At 44.3% G+C, this 14,773-nt stretch carries 17 protein-coding genes; 8 read left to right on the top strand and 9 right to left on the bottom strand.

The window, feature by feature from the left end; translation table 11 throughout:
• Positions 1-56: 56 nt before the first annotated feature.
• Positions 57-323 (bottom strand): YihD family protein, encoded by a 267-nt coding sequence (locus tag VEZ01S_RS14580; protein ID WP_021714824.1) that lies wholly within the window; start codon positions 321-323, stop codon positions 57-59.
• A gap of 492 nt (positions 324-815) precedes the next feature.
• On the opposite strand from VEZ01S_RS14580, the gene VEZ01S_RS14585 reads away from it, so the two are divergent.
• Entirely contained in the window at positions 816-1,616 is an 801-nt protein-coding gene (locus VEZ01S_RS14585) for a sporulation protein (RefSeq protein WP_021714825.1), read from the top strand.
• Here the strand turns inward: VEZ01S_RS14585 and VEZ01S_RS14590 are convergent.
• From VEZ01S_RS14590 to def, 5 genes are read right to left on the bottom strand one after another with little or no spacing between them, the layout of a single operon-like run.
• Positions 1,613-3,058, bottom strand: a complete 1,446-nt coding sequence (locus VEZ01S_RS14590) for a TrkH family potassium uptake protein (RefSeq protein ID WP_021714826.1) — start codon at positions 3,056-3,058, stop codon at positions 1,613-1,615. The two genes, VEZ01S_RS14585 and VEZ01S_RS14590, sit on opposite strands and share 4 nt — an antisense overlap.
• An 11-nt stretch (positions 3,059-3,069) precedes the next feature.
• Positions 3,070-4,446 (bottom strand): Trk system potassium transporter TrkA, encoded by a 1,377-nt coding sequence (gene trkA, locus VEZ01S_RS14595; protein WP_021714827.1) that lies wholly within the window; start codon positions 4,444-4,446, stop codon positions 3,070-3,072.
• Between the two features lie 35 nt (positions 4,447-4,481).
• A complete protein-coding gene (gene rsmB, locus VEZ01S_RS14600; protein ID WP_021714828.1) occupies positions 4,482-5,762 on the bottom strand; it encodes a 16S rRNA (cytosine(967)-C(5))-methyltransferase RsmB in 1,281 nt (426 codons plus the stop codon).
• Positions 5,763-5,817: 55 nt separating this feature from the next.
• Positions 5,818-6,765, bottom strand: coding sequence for a methionyl-tRNA formyltransferase (gene fmt, locus VEZ01S_RS14605; RefSeq protein ID WP_021714829.1), 948 nt, complete (start codon positions 6,763-6,765; stop codon positions 5,818-5,820).
• 17 nt (positions 6,766-6,782) lie between these two features.
• Positions 6,783-7,292, bottom strand: a complete 510-nt coding sequence (gene def, locus VEZ01S_RS14610; RefSeq protein ID WP_021714830.1) for a peptide deformylase — start codon at positions 7,290-7,292, stop codon at positions 6,783-6,785.
• A gap of 109 nt (positions 7,293-7,401) precedes the next feature.
• On the opposite strand from def, the gene dprA reads away from it, so the two are divergent.
• The 3 genes from dprA to VEZ01S_RS14625 are packed head-to-tail and all read left to right on the top strand — an operon-like array spanning position 7,402 to position 9,579.
• Positions 7,402-8,532: a DNA-processing protein DprA gene (gene dprA / locus VEZ01S_RS14615; RefSeq protein ID WP_021714831.1), complete on the top strand. Its 1,131-nt coding sequence runs from the start codon at positions 7,402-7,404 to the stop codon at positions 8,530-8,532.
• A 2-nt stretch (positions 8,533-8,534) separates the two neighbouring features.
• Entirely contained in the window at positions 8,535-9,008 is a 474-nt protein-coding gene (locus VEZ01S_RS14620; protein WP_021714832.1) for a DUF494 family protein, read from the top strand.
• 19 nt (positions 9,009-9,027) lie between these two features.
• Positions 9,028-9,579 carry a DNA topoisomerase family protein gene (locus VEZ01S_RS14625; protein WP_040891100.1) on the top strand — a complete coding sequence of 184 codons (552 nt, stop codon included), beginning with the start codon at positions 9,028-9,030 and terminating at the stop codon, positions 9,577-9,579.
• A 92-nt stretch (positions 9,580-9,671) separates the two neighbouring features.
• Here the strand turns inward: VEZ01S_RS14625 and VEZ01S_RS14630 are convergent, their stop codons facing one another.
• Both VEZ01S_RS14630 and purE read right to left on the bottom strand, forming a co-directional pair.
• Positions 9,672-10,787, bottom strand: coding sequence for a 5-(carboxyamino)imidazole ribonucleotide synthase (locus VEZ01S_RS14630; protein ID WP_021714833.1), 1,116 nt, complete (start codon positions 10,785-10,787; stop codon positions 9,672-9,674).
• Positions 10,788-10,791: 4 nt separating this feature from the next.
• Entirely contained in the window at positions 10,792-11,277 is a 486-nt protein-coding gene (gene purE / locus VEZ01S_RS14635) for a 5-(carboxyamino)imidazole ribonucleotide mutase (protein ID WP_021714834.1), read from the bottom strand.
• A 183-nt stretch (positions 11,278-11,460) separates the two neighbouring features.
• Here purE and tsaC point away from each other — a divergent pair, with 183 nt between their 5' ends.
• From tsaC to VEZ01S_RS14655, 4 genes are all read left to right on the top strand, one after another.
• Positions 11,461-12,018 (top strand): L-threonylcarbamoyladenylate synthase type 1 TsaC, encoded by a 558-nt coding sequence (gene tsaC, locus VEZ01S_RS14640; RefSeq protein WP_021714835.1) that lies wholly within the window; start codon positions 11,461-11,463, stop codon positions 12,016-12,018.
• A gap of 3 nt (positions 12,019-12,021) precedes the next feature.
• On the top strand, positions 12,022-12,927 hold the full coding sequence (gene hemF / locus VEZ01S_RS14645) for an oxygen-dependent coproporphyrinogen oxidase (protein WP_021714836.1): 906 nt from the start codon (positions 12,022-12,024) through the stop codon (positions 12,925-12,927).
• A 76-nt stretch (positions 12,928-13,003) separates the two neighbouring features.
• Positions 13,004-13,837 (top strand): shikimate dehydrogenase, encoded by an 834-nt coding sequence (aroE, locus tag VEZ01S_RS14650; RefSeq protein WP_021714837.1) that lies wholly within the window; start codon positions 13,004-13,006, stop codon positions 13,835-13,837.
• Entirely contained in the window at positions 13,838-14,101 is a 264-nt protein-coding gene (locus VEZ01S_RS14655) for a DUF1488 family protein (protein WP_021714838.1), read from the top strand. It begins immediately after the preceding gene.
• On the opposite strand, the gene VEZ01S_RS14660 is transcribed toward VEZ01S_RS14655, so the two are convergent.
• Complete coding sequence (locus VEZ01S_RS14660) at positions 14,094-14,642, bottom strand: gamma carbonic anhydrase family protein (RefSeq protein WP_021714839.1); 549 nt, start codon at positions 14,640-14,642, stop codon at positions 14,094-14,096. The genes VEZ01S_RS14655 and VEZ01S_RS14660 overlap by 8 nt on opposite strands.
• Between the last annotated feature and the right edge of the window lie 131 nt (positions 14,643-14,773).

Raw genomic sequence — 14,773 nt, forward strand, 5'->3', positions numbered from 1 at the left:
TTAAGGTGAGAAAGTTTGCATAAGGGTCAGCTAAGCAGGCTGACCCTTAACAAAAACTAGTCAATAATGCCGCGAGCACGTAGAAGGGCTGTTTTAAAATCCTCTTCTTTGTCTTTAGCTAAACCAGGGATCTCTTCTTGTTGTTCGCTGTTACGCATTTTTAGGTGGTAAATTAGAATATCATCACTTAGATCTTCTAGTTTGCCTTTGTAACCTGCTTCTTCTGCAAGCTTAAGTAGAAATTCAACCAAATTAAGGTTTGGATCTTTTTTCCACTCAGGGTGTAGTAGTTCAATTACTTCATTAACGCGATGGCATTTCATTGTCTTCTCCATAGAACTCGAGATGTGCGCTTAACTTAACAAAAAGAGGATAAAAAAGATAAGAAAAAAGCGCATTTGAATAGTTCAAATACGCTTTTCATATAGAGAATAAGACTTTAAAAAAGTTGGATTTATCAGAATGGATAAAGCTTAACTCTTTTTGTCTTCCTCTGTTTTTTGTTTGTTTGATGGTACTGGCGCAAAATAATTTCTGCGATGTACCGCTCGACTGCTAGGTCGAGAAAACCTGACGGCTGTTGGAAACATACTTCACCAATAAGTCAGGCACATCCTTTGCCGTTAAACAGATACTCAACGAGTATCATGTGTATATCGTACCAGATAACTTTAGCCATAGAATACGCAAACTTCTAACTTTTTGTACAAAATCAAAACAGTTTGCTTTCCTTGTCTTAAATAAAAAAAAGACCTTTGGTGAATTCGTGCTTTTGAGTCAGTATAATTAAAGCAGTTTCATATGAGGGTCAAAGCATGTCTTTTTTTAAGAAAACATTGGCTAGCCTAGGAATTGGCTCGGCAAAAGTCGATACCATTCTACAGCAAGAGACAATCATTCCCGGTGATAAGGTGAGGGTGGTTATTCATGTGTATGGAGGGGCAACAGAGCAGCACATTGATCACATCGATATCAAATTATGCTGTAGTTATCTTTCTGAGCAACAACAGCCGCATTCCGAAAGGCAAGTTAAGCGTAAAGTGCCACAAAATTATGTCCTAGATAAATGGGCGTTGCCGTATTCCTTTATTATTCATCCCGCAGAAGAGCGCACCTTTGAAATAGAGCTCACTGCCCCGCTAAACACGCCGCTGACTATTGGCGACTCCAAGGTATGGCTAGAAACCTCACTGGATATTGATCTTGCCATCGACCCTACAGATAAAGACATATTAACCGTTCGTCCTGACCCTGTTTTGGATGCGATTTTTTCTGAACTAGAAGAGCTGGGTTTACGTATTCGCCAAGCTGAATGTGAAGCGGCGAAAGGGTTTGAGCTTCCCTTTGTACAGGAGTTTGAATTTGTGCCTACGACAGGGCTTTTTCACGGAACATGGCGTGAGATCGAAATCATGGCTTATCGCGATCAAAAACAGCTGCAACTGTGGTTTGAAATTGATCGACAAAAAAGAGGTGTTAGTGGGCTTTTGTCTAGCTTGTTAGGTTCATCTGAACTGAATTGTTATTTGTCGCTATCGAGCGATCTTACTCATCAGCAATGTGCCGATAAAGTCGCTCAATACCTGACTGACTTGTTTGAAACAAAACGCGGTTAGCGCTTCCAGAATGCGGGTAGGAAGAGCACAAAAATAGTCAGTATTTCAAGGCGGCCTAACAACATACCAAAACTCAGTAACCATTTAGCAGCGTCGGGAAGGGGAGCAAAGTTACCTGTTGGGCCGATAATCGGTCCCATCCCCGGCCCCACATTGGATACTGCGGTAATGGCGCCAGTAAGGCTAGTCACAGCGTCAAGATCCATAGCGGATAAGCCACCAGCCACTAATAACACGGTAGCAAAAAACGTCAGAGTAAAAGCAACAATAGAGCGAATGATATCGTCATTTACTCGGCGGTTATTGTACCTCTGTACGAAAACACCGGATGGATGAATCAGTTTCATCATCTGTATCTTTAGCAGTGTATAGGCAATTTGGAAGCGAAAAGTTTTGATCCCACCCGCGGTAGAGCCAGAACACGCCCCCATCATTAATAGGAAGGTAAAGAGTACGGTGGTTAATGTTCCCCATGAGGTGAAGTCATCGAGACCAAAGCCTGTGGTGGTTAATACTGAGACCACATTAAACATCGAGACTCTTAGTGCATCATCCATATGATAGCTGTCATGAAAAACTAGCCATGCTGCAATCATAAGGCTTGAAATCATGAACAGTTTAAAGAAGCCGACAACTTGGGCGTCTTTGGTTAATGCATACAGTGATTGTTTTCGATAAGCGGCGACAAACAATAGGAATGGCAATCCGCCGAGAAACATAAATAGGGTTGAGAACCATTGCGCTTCATGCGAAAAGTGGTTCATGGAACCATCAGAAGTGGAGTAACCGCCTGTCGAAATTGTAGTAAAGGCGTGATTGATGGCTTCAAATGGTGTCATGCCTGCGGCTACGTAACTGGCAAAGCACGCAAACGTTAATCCAAAATAGACGACAACAATACTTTTTGCGACGCTTTTGACCCTTGGTGAGCTTTTATCTGACCAATCGGAAGATTCGGTTTGGAATAAGCGCATTCCACCCACATTGAGCATGGGTAAGATGGCTACGCCCATTACAATAAAGCCTACACCGCCAAGCCATTGCAATAATGATCGCCACAGCAAAATGCTTGGAGACATCGTATCTAGACCACTGAGTACCGTTGAACCTGTAGTGGTGATGCCAGACATGGTCTCAAAATAAGCGTCAGTGAAGCTAATGTGGTTAATAAAGACAAAGGGCAGCGCAGCAAATATTGTGCTGACTACCCATACTAAGGTTGTGACTAAGAAAACATCTCGAACATTGAGCTTAAAATGCTTACTGCGCCCCAAAGTTAGGCAAATAAACGACACTATGTGGGTGATGACGACCGCTTTTGCAAATTCGACAAAACCACTTCCAGGATTAAAAATCGCTAAAATTGTTGGCGGGTACATAAACAGCGCTAACTTAGATAGCACTAACCCTAAAACAAAAAGTATTGGACGTATATTTACCATATTCAATAGGCCTACAAGAAGAACGGACTAGGTTGAAATAAGCTTTCAACGTCAGGCACGTACTTTTTATCGACCAAGAACATCACCACATGATCATCTTGTTCAATCATGGTTCTGTCGTGCGCAATTAAAACTTCTTCGCCACGAACAATCGCACCAATGGTAGTACCCGGTGGTAGTTTGAGATCGCCAATCGCGCGACCCACCACTTTAGAAGTGCTTTCATCACCATGTGCAATTGCTTCGATGGCTTCCGCTGCGCCACGGCGCAATGAGGAAACATTCACAATGTCAGCTCGACGTACATGAGTCAGTAATGCAGAAATGGTCGCTTGCTGAGGTGAGATGGCCACATCAATATCACCGCCTTGCACTAATTCAACGTAGGCACCACGTTGTATGAGCACCATGACTTTTCTGGCATTCAGGCTTTTTGCCAGCATTGCTGACATGATGTTGGTTTCATCTTCATTCGTCAGTGCGATGAACACGTCCATTTCTTCGATGTTTTCTTCGTAGAGTAACTCTTTGTCTGCCGCGTCACCGCACAACACAATCGTATTTTCTAACACCTCAGAGAGCATTTCAGCGCGTTCAGGGTCGCGTTCAATGAGTTTGATGGAGTAATTACGTTCTAGGCGCTTAGCGAGACCGGCACCAATGTTACCGCCACCGACAATCATGATTTTTCGATATTGTTTTTCAAGGCGTTGTAGTTCACTCATTACCGAGCGAATGTCATTGCTAGCCGCGACAAAGAATACCTCATCATCGGCTTCGATAATGGTAGTGCCTTGTGGTCTAATGGCTCGACCTTGGCGGAAGATAGCGGCTACGCGAGTATCTATGTGTGGCATATGTTCACGTAGCGCAGAGATCGCATTACCGACCAAAGGGCCGCCATAAAAGGCTTTAACAGCAACTAAGCTTACCTTCTCTTCCGCAAAACTGACCACTTGCAGCGCTCCGGGGTATTGAACTAAGCGTTCGATATAGCCCGTCACTAGCTCTTCAGGGGCAATAAGGTGGTCAACTGGGATCGCTCCCGATTTAAATAGGGAGTCTTTTTCTTTTAAGTATTCAGGAGAACGGATTCGAGCAATACGGTTTGGTGTATTAAATAGGGTGAATGCAACTTGGCATGCCGCCATGTTGATTTCATCGGAGTTTGTTACCGCAACCAGCATATCAGCATCTTGGGCTCCAGCATCGCGCAGGGTATCAGGGTGACTTGCAGCCCCATTAATTACACGCAGGTCATACTTATCTTGTAATTCACGCAGACGACGGCTATCGGTATCCACAATAGTGATATCGTTATTTTCGCCAACAAGATTTTCAGCGAGAGTGCCTCCGACTTGTCCGGCACCCAAGATTATGATTTTCATCGATTATTTTCCTATACAGCAGGGCTTAGTTTAATTTAGCTCTTTTTTTGTAGAACCGCATAGTAGAAGCCATCCATATTGTGCTCTCCAGGTAAGATTTGTCTTCCTGGGTTGCTCGGATCACTATCGATGAGTTCGACGTCGTCTGTGCGGGCTAAGAATGCCTGTACTTGCTCAGTGTTTTCAACCGGAGAAATTGAGCATGTAGCGTAAACTAAGGTTCCGCCTTTCTTAAGTTGTTGCCACATAGCGTCCAATATCTCGCTTTGTAGCTGAGATAAAGCGGCAAGATCATCGGCGCGACGTAGCCACTTGATGTCTGGATGACGGCGAATGACACCGATTGCAGAACAAGGTGCATCCAGTAAAATGCGGTCGAATTGCTCACCTGTCCACCATTCATCAGGATTACGTGCATCGGCACACATCACCTTCGCATTTAGGTTTAAGCGCTCTAAGTTTTGATACACACGTTCTAAGCGTTGCGGGTCAGCATCAATGGCAACAACTTCGCTATTGGTGGTGTTTTCTAGAATGTGTGCCGTTTTGCCACCGGGAGCCGCACAACAGTCAAGGATCAGTTCGCCATCTTGTGGCTGCAAGTATTCTAGGGCTAATTGAGCCGCAGCATCTTGTACCGATACCCAACCTTCAGCAAACCCAGGTAGTTGATTAACATCGCAAGCTCGGTGTAGACGCAGTGCATGACGGGCTTGAGGATGAACGTCAGCTTCGATGTTTTCTGCTTCAAGTAACTTTAAATACTCATCGCGAGTATGATGCTGAGCGTTTACGCGTAGCCACATTGGTGCTTTGGTGTTATTGGCCTCTACAATGGATTCCCATTCATTTGGGTAAGAGGTTTTCAGCAATTTAAGTAGCCAGCTTGGGTGACCATATTTGCCTGCATCGTGCTTGACTGAAAGTTCATCAAGTCGCTGCTGATTACGTTGATAGTTACGTAATATTGCATTGACTAAGCCCTTGAGCTTATGACCTTTTAGTGATTGGCATGCTTCAACGGTTTCAGCAACCGCCGCGTGGTCCGCTGTACGCATAAAACTAAGTTGGTAAATACCCACTAACATTAGGTGGTGGAATACACGCTGCTTACCCTTAAGTGGCTTTTCCATCAGTTCATTGACTATGGTTTCTAATCTTGGCAAGTAGCGAAGACAACCGTAGCAAATCTCTTGTAGCAGAGCATGGTCACGAGGTTTTAATTGAGATTGTGCGTTGGGTAAAGCGCTAGAGAGTGAATAGCCTTTGTCTACAACTTGAAACAGCACGGTTGCCGCAGCTGCGCGTACATTCATAGATATTTCCTAACAAGAGTAAGGCTTGAAAAATTCAAGCCTTAGATGTGTGTGATTATGCTAATTGGGTTCCAATCGGGAACCAATCTGCTCGTGAATTGAGTACGTCGCCAACCGACATGGCTTTTTTCCCGGGCACTTGGATTTGCTCTAGAAGTAAGCGGCCGTTTCCTGTCGCAATTTGAATGCCAGATTTATCCGCACTGATGATAGTACCTGCGGGTTCTGAGCAAGCTTCAGGGTTAACGCGCGCTTGCCATACTTTGATGTTCTTATCACCGACCGTAAAGTAACTCATCGGCCAAGGATTAAAGGCACGAATTTCACGCTCAAGTGCTACCGCATCTTTGCTCCAATTCAGTAGCGCTTCTTCTTTACTGAGTTTCTTTGCGTAATTCGATAGAGCATCATCTTGCTTCACTGCAACGGCAGTGCCTTGCGCTATGTTGGCTAAGCAATCAATTAGAGCGACAGGCCCTAGTTTGGCGAGTTTGTGGTAGAGCGCAGCACTCGTGTCTTCAGGTTCGATAGGTAAAGTTGCAATGTGCAGCATATCGCCTGTATCTAAACCTATGTCCATCTGCATGATAGTGACGCCGGTTTCAGCATCCCCCGCCCAAATTGAACGTTGAATCGGTGCCGCACCGCGCCAACGAGGCAAGATAGAACCGTGTACGTTGATACAACCCAGTTTAGGTGTATCCAGTACCGGTTTAGGCAATAGTAGTCCATAAGCCACAACAACCATGATATCGGCGTTTAACTCGGCCAACTGTTGTTTGGCTTCATCTGACTTAAAGTTTTCAGGCTGATAAACAGGAATATTGTGTTCAACGGCAAGGTTTTTGACCGGACTTGCTGTTAACTTTTTGCCTCGACCCGCTGGTTTATCTGGCGTTGAATAAACCGCAATAACCTCATGCTCCGAAGATAACAACGCCGCCAAATGGTCGGCGGCGAAATCTGGAGTACCTGCAAATACGATCTTTAATGCTTTGCTCAATGCAAACTCCTGAGTAGTTAGTTTCGTTCGTTGAAACGCTTAATTTTTTCTAGCTTGTCTTTGATGCGTTTACGTTTCAATGGAGAAAGGTAATCAACAAACAGTTTCCCTGCTAAGTGGTCTAATTCATGTTGTACACAAATAGCCAGTAAATCGTCAGCATCAAAGGTAAATTCTTCGCCGTCACGATTGAGTGCTTTTACGGTGATTTCAGCCGCTCTTGGTACAAGCGCACGTGCACCAGGTACTGATAAACAGCCTTCCTCAATCCCATCTTCACCGCGCTTTTCGGTGATTTCTGGGTTGATTAATACTAAAGGTTCATCGCGATTCTCGGAGAGATCGATTACCACGATACGTTTGTGAACGTTAACTTGGGTAGAGGCTAAGCCAATCCCTTCTTCTTCGTACATGGTTTCAATCATGTCGTCGATGTGTTGTTGAAGTTCAGGCGTAAAATCTTCGACAGGTTTTGCAACCGTACGAAGGCGATCATCTGGAAAGGTTAATACTTGTAATAAAGACATAATCACTCAAAAAAGTTGAACTGCGCCGAAAAAATCTCAGCCACTTGTGACAATTTTAGTCATTTTGGTCTTCAAATAACAGCACCAATATAAATCGATGAGATTAACGATGACAGAACAACAGATAATCGCTTGGTTGACCTTATCGATGACGCCTCGTCTGAGTGGGGTTAAGTTGCAAAAAATAGTGGAATACCTCTCCCCACTAGAAGTGCTCAATTTATCTCGAAAAGAGTTGTACGATTTAAACTTTACCGATCTGCAAGTACGTCACTTGACCGAGCAACCCAATGCAAATGTTGAGCGATGTTTAGAGTGGATGAGTAGAAGCGGTAATCATTTGTTAGTTTGTGCCGATGAGAATCACTACCCTTCATTGTTGAAAGAAATTCCCTGTTATCCGCCGTTGCTGTTTGTGCAAGGGGACATTGCTGCTTTGAGCTCCAATCAAGTTGGCATAGTAGGCAGTCGTAATAGCAGTCAAGACGGGTTATATATTACCCGTCAGTTTGCGACAGAGTTAACTCAACTTGGAATTACCGTAACCAGTGGGTTAGCGTTAGGTGTTGATGGTCATGCTCATCAGGCGTGCCTTGAGCAAAGAGGGACAACTATTGCCGTATTAGGTAGTGGGTTTGATTATCTCTACCCCAAGCCACACAAACACTTAGCGGCACGTATTAAAGAAACGGGAGCATTGGTATCCGAATTCCCTCCTTTTTATCCACCTAGAGCGTATAACTTCCCTAGAAGAAATCGAATTATTAGTGGTTTATCCGTTGGGGTGCTGGTGGTTGAAGCTGCGGCGAAAAGTGGCTCTCTGATTACAGCCCGATTTGCTTTAGAGCAAGGCAGGGATGTGTATGCAGTCCCCGGTTCTGTGTTGAACCCGAATGCAATGGGGTGTAATAACCTAATTCGAGATGGGGCTGTGCTCGTACGCAATGCGCAAGATATTGTTCAAGAAATGAGAGGTTTAATTGACTGGTCACAAACTCAGCAGCAGGGGTTGGGTCTGAGTGCACCGTCAGAGTTAAAACACAACGTAAAGTGCGAGCCAGAATCCGATTTAACTCAAGCTTTACTTAATCTATTAGGAGATAAGCCGACAGCGGTTGATTTTTTGGCACAAAGCACCCATTTACCCGTTAATCAGGTTATGATGCAGTTATTAGAGTTGGAGCTCAAAGGACTAGTGGCTTCAGTAGGTGGTGGTTATATTAGATTAAGGGGGAGCTGACTATGATGGATATTCTTATGTATCTATTTGAGACGTATATTCATAGCGAGAGCGATTTGAACGTCGACCAAGATGAGCTTGAGCAAGAACTCCTTCGCGCAGGTTTCCATCAAAATGAAATCTACAAAGCGTTAAACTGGCTTGAAGACCTTGCCGCTTTGCAAAGTGACGACTCAAGTCAAAATATAGCGACTAGCTCAGCGACTTCGATCCGAATTTATTCAGAGAAAGAACAGCAAAGAATAGACACGCGTTGTCGAGGGTTCATTTTGTTCTTAGAACAAATTGAAGTACTTAATCCAGAGCTTCGTGAAATGGTGATTGATCGTGTCATGGGGCTTGAAACCCGAGACTTACAGCTAGATGACCTGAAATGGATCATCTTAATGGTGCTGTTTAATGTTCCGGGCAATGAAAGTGCCTACAATACAATGGAAGAGTTACTTTACTCGACCGATCACGGCATTTTGCACTAAGCCATGCTAGATAAACGCCATGAGTAAAATTAATCATCAACTTTTTTCTGCGGAAGGGCATGCTTTAGAGCAGTCATGTCCCAATTGCGGTCATCCTCTACAAATGCGTCATGGCAAGCATGGGGCGTTTTGGGGATGTAGCAATTACCCTAGTTGTGATTACATAAAATCATCACATCAGGCTTCAGGGCAAATCATTAAGCCATTGGGCGTACCTTGCCCTAATTGTGGCGATGAGTTGGTTCTTAGACAGGGCCGTTATGGCATGTTTATTGGTTGCTCTGCTTATCCCGATTGTCACTATATTGGCAGTCTAGATGAGCCAGAAGACCACAGTGTTGAATCTTTTGTTTGCCCAGAATGCCATAAGGGGCATTTGATTGAGCGTAAATCTCGATATGGGAAAGCATTTTACGCCTGTGATCAGTACCCTAAATGCCAGTTCTCGATCAACAGTGAGCCCAAGCAAGGTAAGTGCCAAGAGTGTGGTTTTGAATTGTTGATGGTGAAGAAAAGTGGAGATAAAAGCAGTGTGATATGCGCCAGTCGAAAATGTCAGGCAAAGCAATAATCTCAGGTAAAGTAATAATCTCAGGCTAAATAATAAAAAAGGAGGCGATTGCCTCCTTTTTGCCGTTTATAGGCTGTGTTTGCTATAGCCGATTATTTTTGATGCAGTGCAGGGAAGGCACTTGCATCTAACCACTGCGCGATATCTTGTAATTGTTGTTGCAGATCCGCTGGGCTATTGCCACAAACATTGATGTGTCCCATTTTACGTCCAGGACGTTTATCCTTTCCGTACCAATGGATATGAGCCTGTTTCATGCTCAAAATTTCTTGTGCAAGAGTGTCTTCACCCAGAATATTAATCATAGCGGTAGGACGCAGTGCTTCAGTGCTACCTAGCGGTAGTCCGCACACGGCGCGCATATGATTTTCAAACTGACAGGTTTCAGCGCCTTGCTGTGTCCAGTGACCAGAGTTGTGAACGCGAGGCGCAATTTCATTAACCATCAATTGCCCTTTAACATCGAAGAACTCCAATGCTAAAACACCCACATAGTCTAAACACTCAGCAACGGCAGTAAACATTTGCTTTGCTTGAGCTTGTAGTTGTGGCTCATCAATTGCGGTTGATAGGCTCAGCACGCCATCGGTATGCACATTTTCTGCTAATGGGTAGACAGCGATTTCACCGTGTTGGTTGCGAGCGCCAATTAAAGACACCTCACGATCAAAGGCAACAAATTCTTCAGCAATGATTGCCTGCGCTGCCGAAGAGGCAATGCACTGTTCCATTTCTGCCCAGATAGCGTCAACTTGCGAGGCTTCTTTCAAACGCCATTGGCCTTTGCCATCGTAACCGCCTAGAGTGCTTTTTAACACCATAGGTAAACCTACGTATTCAATGGCTTGTTCGAAGTCTTGGCGAGTACGAATAAGTGCATATTTCGCGTTGGCAACGTTTGCTTTATCGAGCAGTGCTTTTTCGATGCGGCGATCGCCACCGGTTTTGATTGCAGTCGCACTTGGCAATAGTTTGCCGCTAGCTTGACAAGCATCCAAAACTGGATGAGGAACATGCTCAAATTCAGCGGTAATGACGTCAGCTTGCTCAATCGCAGCGGCCAGACCACTACCTAGTTTGGTTTGAGTGATGGGCTCAACAATAGACTCACTGTTGACATCAAAAGCGATAGTTTTGATATTCAATGGAGCGGCCGCTAGAGCCATCATACGCGCTAGTTGTCCAGCACCTAAAACTAAAACTTGCACGGTATTAATCCTCCGCTGGGTTCGGATTAGCTAGTACAGTGTCTGTTTGTTCTTTACGGAAAGCTTCTACTTTTTCCATCACTTCAGGAACATGAGTACCGATAATTTGTGCCGCTAAGATACCTGAGTTTGCCGCACCCGCTTCACCAATCGCCAAAGTGCCTACTGCAATCCCTTTTGGCATTTGTACAATAGAAAGCAGTGAGTCCATACCTTTTAGGGCGCGAGACTGAACAGGAACGCCAAGCACAGGAAGGCTAGTAAATGCTGCACACATACCAGGAAGGTGAGCCGCGCCGCCTGCGCCTGCAATAATAACCTTGATGCCGCGATCTTTTGCGCTATTTGCATAGTCCGCTAGTAGTTGTGGAGTACGGTGAGCTGATACAACTTTAGTTTCGTAGCTAACACCGAATTGGTCGAGCATTTCAGCAGCTAACTTCATCGTTGGCCAATCTGACTTAGAACCCATGATAATACCGACTTGCATGTAACGACTCCTAATTTAACTAGTAGAGATTTAGATACTGATTTTGCGCGCATTATACGGTTATTTTTTGAATAGGAAAACGTTTGCGTCGCTTTGTTTTGCTGATTTACAGGAAATGCTTACCAGTCACGAATAGAATTTGTAAACTAAGGCAAAAGATAGTGTAGAGAGGATACTCAAGGAATGATGCTAATTGAGCAAGCTGTTGGGGCTCTGCGCCAAGGAAAGGTTATTGCTTACCCCACAGAAGCCGTGTTTGGTGTTGGGTGTGATCCCGACAGTGAACAAGCCTTACAGGCGTTAATTGAACTAAAACAGAGAGACCCAGCTAAAGGGTTGATTTTAATTGCAGCCAGCTTTGAACAACTGCTGCCGTACGTAGATGTGAGTGAGCTTTCAGCGGAGCAGCTTGATGCAGTATTTCAAAGTTGGCCGGGACCTGTGACTTGGGTTATGCCTGTGAGCAAGAAAGTACATCAGTTAGTGCATGGGCAGTTTGACAGTGTGGCGGTAAGGGTGACCGATCATCCTTTAGTACAGCAGTTGTGTATTGAGTTTTCGAAGCCGATTACCTCAACCAGTGCCAATTTATCGGGTTTATCCCCCTGCTTAAGTGCTGAAGAGGTCGAGAGTCAGCTTGGCAATGAAGATGTGTTTATTGTTAAAGGTGCGGTCGGTGACAGAAGCAAACCGTCAGAAATTAAAGACGCCAAGACATTACAAATATTAAGACAAGGGTAAACAATGACACAGGTTGATAAAGAAGCCGTAAAACGCTTTTTATTGCAATTGCAGGACAATATTTGTTCTGAGTTGGAAAAAGCGGATGGGGATGCAACCTTTGTTGAAGATGCATGGATCCGAGAGCAAGGCGGTGGTGGCCGAACTCGAGTCTTGAAAAATGGCGCAGTTATCGAGCAGGGTGGGGTAAACTTCTCACATGTATTTGGTGACAAAATGCCAGCCTCTGCGACGGCCAATCGTCCAGAACTCGCAGGCAGAAAGTTTGAGGCTATGGGGGTTTCTTTGGTTATTCATCCAAAGAACCCTTATGTACCGACTTCTCATGCCAATGTACGTTTCTTTATTGCTGAGAAAGAAGGCTGTGAACCTATTTGGTGGTTCGGGGGTGGTTTTGACTTAACACCATTCTATCCATTTGCAGAAGATTGCCAGCACTGGCACAACTCAGCCAAGCAATTGTGCGCACCATTTGGTGACACCGTGTATGCAGAACATAAAAAATGGTGTGATGAGTATTTTTATTTACCCCACCGAGGAGAGACTCGTGGTGTAGGTGGCCTATTTTTTGATGACTTGAACAAGTGGAGCTTTGAAAAAAGCTTTGCCTACATTCAAGCGGTCGGCGAAGGGTTTACTAAGGCTTACGTGCCTATTATTGAAAAGCGTAAGAATACACCGTTTACCGAACAACAGCGTCAATTCCAACTTTATCGACGCGGTCGTTATGTAGAGTTCAATCTAGTTTATGATCGAGGCACCTTATTTGGTTTGCAAAGTAATGGACGAACCGAATCCATATTGATGTCCATGCCACCTTTAGCGCGTTGGGAGTATAACTACCAAGTAGCAGAAGGTTCCCATGAAGATCGCCTATATAAAGAGTACTTAGTGCCTAGAGAGTGGTAACACTTTTTCTTCACGCTGTTCAGTGGTAGGTTCTTAGAAGGTCGTTTTATGATTAGTTTTTCAGTCAGGTAGGAAGATGAAGCAGTTAATTGATAAGTATGTCGTATTTGGAAACCCAATAAAGCAGAGTAAATCACCGTTTATTCATACTTTATTTGCCCGTCAGACTAACCAGAGTCTTACTTATTCAGCGCAACACGCTGAAGTGGGCGAGTTTACCCAAGCGGCCACAGAATTTTTTGCTCATGGTGGTAAAGGTTGCAATATTACCGCCCCCTTCAAGCATGATGCCTATCAACTGGCAGATAGGTTGACCGAAAGAGCACAGCTTGCTGGCGCGGTGAATACACTGAAAAAGCTCGATGATGGCGAGATTATTGGTGATAACACTGATGGTGAAGGGCTAGTTCAAGATCTACTGCAATACCAAGTAGTACTTAAAGGTGCCAAGATTCTAGTTATTGGTGCTGGTGGTGCAGTGCGCGGTGTCTTAAAGCCATTACTTGACCAACAACCGCTAGAGCTTGTAATAGCTAATAGAACGCTGAGCAAGGCGCAAGATCTCGCGGAGCAATTTAAGCAGTATGGCCCAATTAAGGCGCAGCCTATCGATGAAGTAGCGGAAAGCTTTGATGTTGTGATTAACTCAACGTCCGCAGGGTTAACAAAAGAGCTACCTAAAATATCAGCCAAAATATTTTCGTCACAAACCGTCAGCTATGACATGGTTTACGGTGCGGGAACGACAGTTTTTAATCAGTGGGCAAAAGAACAAGGTGCGGCGAAAGCTTACGATGGTTTAGGGATGTTAGTTGGGCAGGCCGCTGAGAGCTTTATGTTGTGGAGAGGGATTCGACCTGGGGCAAAACAAATCCTCAGAGAATTACGTAAAAACCTAGAGGGCTCGTAAATGAACCAATCTATTATCTTTACCGATCAACAAAGTTGGAATGCCAATAATAAGACAGTGACCTTTATTGGTCAGCAAGCGGGTAATCTTATTGAATGCGTTGTCTCGGTTTCCTATTTGCAAAACCTATCACAACTGCCTATTGAAGATGAAAACGTGGCATTGCAGGTTTTCTCTGAATACCGCTTTGATTTGGAAGATTTGGCAGAAGAGCTGATTGAAGCAGAAGAGTTCAACCAGCTAGGACAAATCGAAATTAATTGATGTCGTGTACTTCGTTCAAGTAGTCGTTTTTATTTTGAACATAGTTATCGGCCGACTTCACTAAAAAAGCGGTTTCTTCTTCAGTTAAAGGTCGTATCTGTTTTACAGGGCGACCTACGTAGAGATAACCGCTTTCTAATACTTTGTTGGGTGGAACTAAGCTTCCTGCCCCAATGAATACATCGTCCTCTATAATAGCGCCATCTAAAATCGTACTGCTCATCCCTACCAATACTCTATTTTTAATCGTGCACCCATGTAGCATCACCAAGTGGCCCACAGTCACATCATCACCAATAATCAGGGGGTAGCCCTCTGGGTTGCTGGGATTTTTATGAGTAACATGCAGTACAGAACCATCTTGAACATTAGTTCTGTTGCCAATATGGATATGGTTAACATCTCCACGAGCGGCCACATGTGGCCAAATGCTCGAATCAATGCCGATTTTCACATCACCGACAATAACGGACGAATCATCTATATAGGCGCTAGGTGTGATGGATGGCTTAATGCCCTTAAAACTGCGTAAAGAACTCATAGTTAAACCTCACTAAAACTGTATCAATATTGTTATAAAACTATCAAAAAAAGACCTTTGTGGCTAATTGATGAGCATACGGCAATAAAAGGTGAAAATCTTCGAAAAAATGCTTGCCAACCTGATCAGTA

The sequence above is a fragment of the Vibrio ezurae NBRC 102218 genome, from assembly GCF_000467185.1.
Classification (GTDB): domain Bacteria; phylum Pseudomonadota; class Gammaproteobacteria; order Enterobacterales; family Vibrionaceae; genus Vibrio; species Vibrio ezurae.

Bases quoted from the DNA above. Each gene is read 5' to 3' on its own strand.
- VEZ01S_RS14580 (WP_021714824.1), bottom strand. From the start codon at position 323: ATGAAATGCCATCGCGTTAATGAAGTAATTGAACTACTACACCCTGAG.
- VEZ01S_RS14585 (WP_021714825.1), top strand. From the start codon at position 816: ATGTCTTTTTTTAAGAAAACATTGGCTAGCCTAGGAATTGGCTCGGCA.
- VEZ01S_RS14590 (WP_021714826.1), bottom strand. From the start codon at position 3,058: ATGGTAAATATACGTCCAATACTTTTTGTTTTAGGGTTAGTGCTATCT.
- trkA (WP_021714827.1), bottom strand. From the start codon at position 4,446: ATGAAAATCATAATCTTGGGTGCCGGACAAGTCGGAGGCACTCTCGCT.
- rsmB (WP_021714828.1), bottom strand. From the start codon at position 5,762: ATGAATGTACGCGCAGCTGCGGCAACCGTGCTGTTTCAAGTTGTAGAC.
- def (WP_021714830.1), bottom strand. From the start codon at position 7,292: ATGTCTTTATTACAAGTATTAACCTTTCCAGATGATCGCCTTCGTACG.
- dprA (WP_021714831.1), top strand. From the start codon at position 7,402: ATGACAGAACAACAGATAATCGCTTGGTTGACCTTATCGATGACGCCT.
- VEZ01S_RS14620 (WP_021714832.1), top strand. From the start codon at position 8,535: ATGATGGATATTCTTATGTATCTATTTGAGACGTATATTCATAGCGAG.
- VEZ01S_RS14625 (WP_040891100.1), top strand. From the start codon at position 9,028: ATGAGTAAAATTAATCATCAACTTTTTTCTGCGGAAGGGCATGCTTTA.
- purE (WP_021714834.1), bottom strand. From the start codon at position 11,277: ATGCAAGTCGGTATTATCATGGGTTCTAAGTCAGATTGGCCAACGATG.
- tsaC (WP_021714835.1), top strand. From the start codon at position 11,461: ATGATGCTAATTGAGCAAGCTGTTGGGGCTCTGCGCCAAGGAAAGGTT.
- hemF (WP_021714836.1), top strand. From the start codon at position 12,022: ATGACACAGGTTGATAAAGAAGCCGTAAAACGCTTTTTATTGCAATTG.
- aroE (WP_021714837.1), top strand. From the start codon at position 13,004: ATGAAGCAGTTAATTGATAAGTATGTCGTATTTGGAAACCCAATAAAG.
- VEZ01S_RS14655 (WP_021714838.1), top strand. From the start codon at position 13,838: ATGAACCAATCTATTATCTTTACCGATCAACAAAGTTGGAATGCCAAT.
- VEZ01S_RS14660 (WP_021714839.1), bottom strand. From the start codon at position 14,642: ATGAGTTCTTTACGCAGTTTTAAGGGCATTAAGCCATCCATCACACCT.